Source organism: Endozoicomonas sp. ALE010, from assembly GCF_049310165.1.
Taxonomy (GTDB): domain Bacteria; phylum Pseudomonadota; class Gammaproteobacteria; order Pseudomonadales; family Endozoicomonadaceae; genus Endozoicomonas.
On record NZ_JBLYNV010000027.1, the window covers coordinates 61589 to 69127 of the forward strand.

The 7539-nt window shown below is 48.4% G+C and carries 6 protein-coding genes; 1 reads left to right on the forward strand and 5 read right to left on the reverse strand.

Annotated features, from left to right (window positions below; genetic code table 11):
• Positions 1–55: 55 nt before the first annotated feature.
• The 5 genes from ACO6UY_RS12830 to trxA form a co-directional block, all read right to left on the reverse strand.
• Positions 56–703: a TetR/AcrR family transcriptional regulator gene (locus ACO6UY_RS12830; protein WP_101745326.1), complete on the reverse strand. Its 648-nt coding sequence runs from the start codon at positions 701–703 to the stop codon at positions 56–58.
• Positions 704–863: 160 nt separating this feature from the next.
• Positions 864–1592 (reverse strand): hypothetical protein, encoded by a 729-nt coding sequence (locus ACO6UY_RS12835; protein WP_422444319.1) that lies wholly within the window; start codon positions 1590–1592, stop codon positions 864–866.
• 71 nt (positions 1593–1663) lie between these two features.
• The gene (gene ubiD / locus ACO6UY_RS12840; protein ID WP_422444321.1) at positions 1664–3133 is read right to left on the reverse strand and encodes a 4-hydroxy-3-polyprenylbenzoate decarboxylase; all 1470 of its coding nucleotides are present in this window, start codon (positions 3131–3133) and stop codon (positions 1664–1666) included.
• A 304-nt stretch (positions 3134–3437) separates the two neighbouring features.
• Positions 3438–4697, reverse strand: a complete 1260-nt coding sequence (gene rho, locus ACO6UY_RS12845) for a transcription termination factor Rho (protein ID WP_101745328.1) — start codon at positions 4695–4697, stop codon at positions 3438–3440.
• Between the two features lie 331 nt (positions 4698–5028).
• Complete coding sequence (gene trxA / locus ACO6UY_RS12850) at positions 5029–5352, reverse strand: thioredoxin TrxA (protein ID WP_101745329.1); 324 nt, start codon at positions 5350–5352, stop codon at positions 5029–5031.
• 408 nt (positions 5353–5760) lie between these two features.
• Between trxA and ACO6UY_RS12855 the strand changes: the two genes are divergently transcribed.
• Positions 5761–7266, forward strand: a complete 1506-nt coding sequence (locus ACO6UY_RS12855; protein WP_422444324.1) for an exopolyphosphatase — start codon at positions 5761–5763, stop codon at positions 7264–7266.
• The last annotated feature ends 273 nt before the right edge of the window (positions 7267–7539 follow it).

Consider the following 7539-nt stretch of genomic DNA (forward strand, 5'->3'; position numbering starts at 1 on the left):
TGAACTTCCCCCATGGACAAATGTGATGACTAAAAGAGCATTATAAAAGTTTGTTTTAGTTATTGATTCCACAGCCACCCAGTATCATCTGGCAGACACTTTCGGTATAGGCTTCCACGTCCTCGGCATCCAGGTCCTCTTTACCCAGAACGGAAGCAACCTGGGGACCATAGTCGACGTAGTATTGAGTCGTTGCCCAGATGGTAAATAACAGATGAACAGGATCAACCGGTCTCATCTTACCCTGGGCAATCCAACCATTAATAACCTCGGATTTTTCCTGAATCCAGTCATTAAAAGGCTGCAAATGCTCTTTAATATGCTGCCCTCCATGCAGTATTTCACTACTGAATATGCGGGATGCATTTGAATGAGCCAGCACATATTTCATTTTGGCCCGGATAAATTGTCTTAATGACGTTTCAGGATCATCATCTGGGTTGAGGCCACTGAAAACAGACTGCCATAGCTCCATGATGTGATTGAGCACCGCACCGTATAGCTCAACCTTACTATTGAAATAGTAGTGCACATTCGCTTTTGGCAAGCCAGCCCGGTGGGCAATATCGCGAATAGACGCTCCCTTAAATCCGCTGGCGACAAACTCATCTTCTGCGGCTTGAAGAATAATTTGAATGTTTTTCTGCCGGACCCGACTATTTTTTAATCCTGCCTGATCTGTTTTTGAGGGTGATGGTTGCATACTGAATACCGTACCTTGCATTGATTATACTCGATTTGAATATAGACAAGGGACGGGCTTTTTCCACGGCTTAATAAAAAAACGACAGTTTTCAAATAAAAAATACTGTCGTTTTTATTAAACTATATGAATTTTCTACTGTCGATGTGATTAAGCCTTATCAAGATCTCGGTGCGTATGCAAAGACATCAGAGTGAATATTTTTCGCCTGGAAATTTTCTGCTACCAGTGCATCAAATGTTGCATAAACCATCTGTGGAGATCCGCTGATAAAGACTTCACTGCCAAGGAGCAGGTTTTTGTCGTCTATGACCGCCTCAAACAAAAGCCCATGACGCCCTTGCCAGCCCGCTTCTCCAAGCGCGTCACTGACCACCGGGTGGTAGTGAAATTGAGAAGAAGCCCAGTGAATAGGAAGATTAGGCATATAAAACCCTTCTGGCGAACGAGCCCCCCAGTACAGGTAGATATCTTGATGCCCTGGCTTGTTCAGTGAGAACTCAATCATGCTTTTCATCTGGGCAAATCCGGTACCCGCAGCGATAAACACCAGTGGTTTATCCGGAACACTTGCAAGAAAGCACTGACCTTTTGGCATTCGGATTGAAATGCTCCCCTGCTCAAGCTCATTGAATAGTTCAATGGAATTAGCGCTGGAAGATAACTTTTGAATATGTAATTCCAGCTCCTTTTGACCGGGAACCGGGGGGCTGGCTATAGAGAACGCGCAGGCTTCACCACCTGCCAGGAGCATCTCAAGGTACTGCCCTGCCCGGTAGTCCGGGAAATAGCCCTCATGAGGCGTGAGGATGACACGGTAAATACCTTCCGATAACAACTGAAGATTGGCAACCTGGCAAGACTGGGTGGAAACTGGGTTGTTCTGCACGAATACCGCTACCTCTAACGCTTAAAACTTCAGGAACCCCGGGCTTCCTGAAGCCATATGCTACATAAGTATTAATTATCGATGCCAAGCTGATCCCAAATAGCATCAACCCGATGTTTAATGGTATCTGTCATCGAAATGGCTGTTCCCCACTCCCGGCTGGTTTCACCTTCCCACTTGTTGGTGGCATCAAAGCCGACCTTTGATCCCAGTCCGGCAACGGGAGAAGCAAAATCCAGGTAATCAATGGGCGTGTTGTCGATGAAGACTGAGTCTCTTTTCGGGTCCATACGGGTAGTCATCGCCCATATCACATCATTCCAGTCCCTGGCATTGACATCATCATCGGTCACAATCACAAACTTGGTGTACATAAACTGTCGCAGGAATGACCAGACACCCAGCATAACCCGCTTGGCATGCCCCGGATACTCCTTACGCATGGTAACGACTGCCAGCCGATAAGAGCAACCCTCTGGCGGTAAATAAAAATCAACAATTTCAGGAAACTGCTTCTTGAGAATAGGGACGAATATTTCGTTAAAAGCCAATCCCAGTATTGCCGGCTCATCCGGCGGGCGCCCTGTATAGGTGCTGTGATAAATGGGGTTGCGCCGGTGTGTCACACATTCAACCGTAAACACCGGGAATGACTCAACCTCGTTGTAATAGCCGGTATGATCGCCGTATGGGCCCTCATCCGCCATCTCCCCGGGATAGATAAAACCTTCAAGGACAATCTCGGCACTGGCAGGAACCTGCAGATCATTTGTGCGACTTTTGGTTAACTCGGTTTTTCTGCCCCTCAACAGACCGGCAAACGCATATTCTGATAATGAGTCAGGGACCGGTGTCACAGCACCAAGAATGGTCGCGGGGTCAGCGCCTAAAGCCACCGATATCGGAAAAGGGGTATCCGGGTGTTTTTTCTGCCAGTCCCTGAAATCAAGCGCCCCACCCCGATGGGACAGCCAGCGCATGATTAATTTATTCTTGCCAAGCAGCTGCTGACGATAAATGCCCAGGTTCTGGCGCTCTTTTTCCGGGCCACGGGTAATGACCAGGGGCCAGGTGATCAATGGTGCGGCATCCCCTGGCCAGCAAGTCTGAATTGGTAGCCGGGTTAAATCAATATCATCACCTTGCAGTACCACTTCCTGACAAGGTGCCGATTTAACCACCTTTGGTCCCATGTTCAGCACCTGTCTGAACAGCGGCAGCTTTTCAATGGCATCTCTCAAACCTTTGGGAGGATCCGGCTCTTTCAGGTAGGCCAACAGCTCACCCACTTCTCTCAGTGCACCGATATCCTTCTGCCCCATCCCCAGGGCAACCCGTTTCTGCGTGCCAAACAGGTTCGCCAACACGGGCATATCGAAGCCTTTGGGGTTTTCAAACAATAGGGCGGGCCCCCCTTTTTTCAGGGTTCGATCACAGATTTCAGTCATTTCCAGCACCGGGTCAACTTCAAACGTGATTCGCCTGAGTTCCCCCTGTTTTTCCAGCTGATCAATGAAATCCCGGAGATCCTTGTATTTCATGAATATTTCTTCTTTGGCTCTGGCTTTTTCAGGCTTTGGCAGTTTTCTCCTGAACAGTGAAAACTACGTCAGTTGAAACAGGTGATAAAGAGATTATTGCGGTTATGAGGATCGAATAACCGAAGCTTGCCTTTCACGGTCTTTTCGGCCCGCAAAATGAACGGACTGAAAGATCAAAGTCTGACCAGGTAGTTGCGCAATGGTTCATTGAAACAGGCTTGCAGGGTGCTTTGGCCTTACCCCCCGGCAGAGACTGTGATCGTGATCGACATCCTTCTCACAGTCCTTCCTGTGGGAATAAAAATTACTTCCGTTTCATGGACTGGAAGAATTCTTCATTCGTCTTGGTGTGCTTCATACGGTCCAGCAGGAATTCAATGGCCTGAATTTCATCCATTGGGTGCAGGATTTTACGCAGAATCCACATACGCTGAAGCTCTTCTTCCGTGGTCAGCAGATCTTCACGGCGAGTGCCTGACTTGTTGATACCAATAGCAGGGAAGACCCGCTTTTCAGCGGCCCGACGGTCAAGGTGGAGTTCCATATTACCGGTACCCTTGAATTCCTCAAAGATAACCTCATCCATCTTGGAGCCGGTATCAACCAGTGCGGTTGCCAGAATGGTCAGGCTGCCACCCTCTTCAATGTTACGGGCAGCACCAAAGAAACGCTTCGGACGCTCAAGGGCATGAGCATCCACACCACCGGTAAGCACCTTGCCGGAAGAGGGAATCACGGTGTTGTAAGCACGGGCCAGACGGGTAATGGAGTCCAGCAGAATAACCACGTCTTTCTTGTGCTCTACCAGGCGCTTGGCTTTTTCCAGCACCATCTCGGCAACCTGCACATGACGTGAAGGAGGCTCATCGAAGGTAGAGGCGACCACTTCACCACGCACGGACCGGGACATTTCGGTAACTTCTTCCGGACGCTCATCAATCAGCAGAACAATCAGGTAGCACTCCGGATTATTACGGGTAATGTTTGCCGCAATATTTTGCAGCATCAGTGTTTTACCCGCTTTAGGAGGAGAGACAATCAGGCCACGCTGACCTTTGCCAATGGGAGCTACCAGGTCGATAATTCGAGCGGTTAAATCCTCTGTTGCACCATTTCCCATCTCCATAGTGAGACGGTCCTGGGGAAACAATGGCGTAAGGTTTTCAAACAGGATTTTATTGCGGGCATTTTCTGGTTGGTCAAAATTGATTTCATTCACCTTGAGGAGGGCAAAATATCTTTCTCCCTCCTTGGGTGGACGGATTTTCCCGGAAATCGTATCGCCCGTTCTCAGATTAAATCGGCGAATCTGACTTGGGGAAACATAAATATCGTCCGGTCCCGCCAGATAGGAACTATCAGCGGAACGGAGAAAACCAAAACCATCCTGGAGAATTTCCAGAACACCGTCACCATAGATGTCTTCACCACTGCGTGCATGGCGTTTGAGTATGGTGAAAATTACATCCTGCTTCCTGGAACGGGCAAGGTTTTCGAGACCCATTTCATTCGCTATCGCCAGAAGTTCAGGAACAGACTTTTTCTTCAGTTCGGTAAGATGCATAACCAGTAGTGTGCGAATGTTAAATTGAAAGGTAAGTGGCCGTTGTCTTTGCAGGAAGATCAGAAAGTATTTGACTTATTATGATAAAGGACAGCTAAGTGTTGATTGATGCCTGCGAGTGTTTATAACGGCTGCCCTGTCTGGGCCATATCCCTGAGGTCAGAAGATTCCTGACAGCCCTGTGTAATTACAGTCTATATCCATTTCTGGAAAATAATCAAGAATTAAGACTTCGTCAACTGAATTGATTCAAAAATTTAATCAAATGGCTATAAAATTGAGGCCAGTCAAGTGGCTGTAACGGTCTGTCACAACCACCAATGACCAGCAATTACAGATTGCTATCCAAAAATGCGGTCAGCTGTGATTTGGACAGCGCACCCACTTTCGTAGCTTCTACGTTGCCGCCCTTAAACAGCATCAGCGTAGGAATACCACGCACACCGTATTTTGGCGGGGTTGCCTCATTCTCATCAATATTCAGCTTGCAGACGGTCAGCTTGCCGTCGTAGTCCTGGGCAATTTCATCAAGAACGGGGGCAATCATTTTGCAAGGACCACACCATTCAGCCCAATAGTCAACCAGTACCGGACCTTCCGCCTTCAGAACCACTTCTTCGAAGGAGTCATCTGTCACTTTGACAATTTCGCTCATGGAATGGATCTCCTAACCAGGGTACTTAATTAGTACTTAAAAGTGTTTAAAGTAAACTCAGGAGCCTTGACCGAGGGCAAGCCAAACAGGCTGCCAAAAGATATCACCGGCCCAGAACTGACCTATTATGCCTGATTCATGGAATTTTGTGGCTTTTTTTTCTATAAAAATGCCATTGAGCATGGAGGCTTATAAGATTGCCATATGACACAGGCCTGTTTTTCAGTCATCAGTGTAGCTTTGCCCCTGGCAATACAGCCAGTAGGATTTGTGTGCATAACTCGATTAAAGTTAACCTTTTAACATCGGTTATGCTCCGGTCTGCAACCCGGTATTGTCAGGTTGTTAAAACGAGCATTGAAAGCACTGAAAAACATAATATTTTCAATATATTAGCTATGAAATACCATGACAAAACAAGGGCGTAAACAGTCCGGCAGCCTACCTCTCGTAGCCGCCATAGACCTGGGCTCAAACAGCTTTCACATGATCGTAGCCAGGGTGGATCAGGGTGAAATCCGACCAGTAGAAAGGCTGGGCAAAAAGGTTCAGTTAGCTGCAGGCCTTAACCAGCACGACGAGCTAACGGCTGAAGCAATGAAGCGGGGCTTCAGTTGTCTGGAACAGTTTGCCCAGTACCTCGCTGGCAATACCTTTCAAGCGGTCAGAGTCGTGGGTACCAATGCCCTGCGTAAGGCGCGGAACAGCGATGCTTTTGTTGACCAGGCCCAGTCTATCCTGGGCTACCCGGTTGAAATTATCGCGGGCAGGGAAGAAGCTCGTCTCATTTACCTTGGTGTTGCCCAAACCCAGTCCGATGATAATGAGCGCCGTCTGGTGATGGACATCGGTGGCGGGAGTACCGAGTTCGTTATTGGCGAACGTTTTGAGCCAAAGTTGATGGAAAGCCTGCACATGGGCTGCGTGGTATTTACCGACCGTTTTTTTGGCACCGGAGAACTCACACCACAACGATTCCAGTCCGCTTATTACGCTGCACGACTGGAATTACTCAATATTGAACAATCATTTACCCATTTGGGCTGGGTTGATGCCGTAGGGTCATCAGGTTCAATTCGTGCGGTCAGCAGCATTCTTCAGGCCATGGGAGAGAGTGATACCATCACCCGGGAAAATCTGGAGATGCTCAAGCTCAAAGTCCTGAAGTTTAACCAGATCGGCCGTGTTCGTTTTCCCGGGCTGAAGCCTGATCGTCAGGCGATTTTTCCAGCAGGCCTGGCCATTCTCATGGCAGGCTTCGATGCCCTTGGCATCGAACGCATGCATTACTCTGACGGTGCACTTCGGGAGGGTGTTCTGCACGACATGCTCGGGCGGGACCGCCATGAAGACGTTCGGGAGCGAACCATAAATGCCCTGATGAGCCGCTATCATGTTGATGAGCAACAGGCCTTCAGGGTCATGAATCATGCCCGAAACTGCTTTGCCATGACGGCTGATATCTGGGAACTGGGCGACTGTGATCTTGAGCTGCTGTCCTGGGCTGCGCGTGTGTGCCAGATAGGGCTTGATATCTCCCATACACAGTACCATCGACATGGTGCTTACCTGATCGATAACTCTGACCTGATGGGGTTCAGCAAGAGAGAACAGCAGCAACTTGCGCTGCTCGTCAGGGGCCACAGACGTTCCATATCCAAATCACTCCTTTCCGCCTGGCCCAAGGCGGTATCACGCAAGCTGATGCGGCTGATTATCCTGCTGCGCATTGCCAATGTGCTGAGTCATGGTCGCGACGATACCTTACCGGAATATTCCATCAGCTTATCCGGCTCTACCATATCCCTGTTTTTCCCGGAAGACTGGTTAGAACAACACCCTCTGACCGAAGCATACTTTGACTCAGAACGAAGCTATCTGGCAAAAATAAGCTTCAAGTTACTGGTGGCATAGCAACGTGCATAAACGAATAAGGATAGATTGCGCCACTCTAATCGTCGGGTATTGATGCCGCCACCGGGCAGTAATTCCCGCAATAACTAAAATCCCTTTGCTACCAAGGGCTGGAAGCTTGTGGGACAATTTCAGCTACGCAGTCTAAAATAGAGGATATTTTTGTCAAAATACTAACACAGTGTCATATGCCTTCCTCTCATAATCATTCGGTTACCTCTGACCTCATTGATATTGTTTTTGAAAAAGTTCAAGAGATTCCTGACCCTCGCT